Raw genomic sequence first — 1,276 nt, 5'->3', positions numbered from 1 at the left:
GTGGACTTGTCTCGAAAAGGTGCCGGTTTCTTGAGAGCATAAGAGCGACCAAGGAGACGGACAATGACGAACAAGCCGACAGCAGAATTCAAGCGTGAGGCGGTGCGGATCGCCCTGACAAGCGGCTTGCCTCGCAAGCAGGTGGCCGCGGATCTTGGCGTGGGCCATTCGACGCTGAACAAATGGGTAAAGGCGTTTGGCGACACAGGGACGGTGCCCCAGAAGGAACCCGAGTTGATCAAGGAGATCGAACGGCTGCGGCGTGAGTTACGGATCGTGACGGATTTGAGGCGGATCAGGAAACGATCCGGGGGATCGTTTCCCCGGCGAAAGTGGGAAACATTAAAAAAGGCCACAGTCTTCTTCGCGGGCCAAAAGCGATGAGGTTTTCGTTCATCGCAGGATATCGCGGTCCGCTTCCCCTGGTGCGGTTATGCCAGTTGTTCGATGTCAGCCCGCGCGGGCTGCGGGCCTGGCTGCGCAAGTCTCCCAGCCGGCGCCAGCGCGATGACATGGTGCTGTTGGCGCATATCCGCGAGCAGCAGTGCTTGAGCCTGGGCAGCTATGGACGGCCGCGCATGACGGCGGAACTTCAAGAACTGGGCCTGCCTGTCGGCGAGCGGCGGGTCGGCAGGCTGATGAAGGAGAACGGCATTTGTGCTGTGCGAACAAGGAAATACAAACGCACCACCGACAGCGATCATGCGTTCAACATCGCGCCGAACCTGCTCGATCAGGATTTCTCGGCAACCGGGCCGAACCAAAAATGGGCGGGCGATATCAGCTATATCTGGACCGGCGAAGGCTGGCTTTACCTCGCCGTGATCATCGACCTCTATTCACGGCGCGTGATTGGCTGGGCCGTCAGCGACCGGATGAAGCGTGATCTGGCGATCCAGGCGCTGCAGATGGCCATCAACCTGCGCCAGCCACCACCGGGCTGCCTACACCACACGGATCGCGGCTCGCAATATTGCAGTCACGACTATCAGAAGCTCCTGCGCAAGCATCGCTTCGAGGTGTCGATGAGCGGCAAGGGCAATTGTTTCGACAATGCCGCCGTCGAGACCTTCTTCAAGACCCTCAAGGCCGAACTGGTCTGGCGTCGGAGTTGGGAAACCAGACGGCAGGTCGAATTGGCCTTGTTTGAATACATCAACGGCTTCTACAATCCCAGACGGCGGCATTCAGCCCTCGCCGGTAAAAGCCCCGTGGCCTTCGAGAAAAAGGCCGCATGAAAGAGCAAAGAAACCGGCACCTTTTCGAGACAAGTCCA

Annotated in this window: 1 pseudogene; it reads left to right on the top strand. The window is 58.9% G+C overall.

The features are described 5' to 3' along the window. Positions 1–63: 63 nt before the first annotated feature. Positions 64–1,238: pseudogene (locus tag Q0330_RS10690) on the top strand (IS3 family transposase). Positions 1,239–1,276 lie beyond the last annotated feature (38 nt).

Source organism: uncultured Paracoccus sp. (assembly GCF_937873615.1).
Lineage (GTDB): Bacteria > Pseudomonadota > Alphaproteobacteria > Rhodobacterales > Rhodobacteraceae > Paracoccus.
Note: the sequence above shows the minus strand (reverse complement) of the source record. Positions and strands in the feature narration are given on the sequence as shown.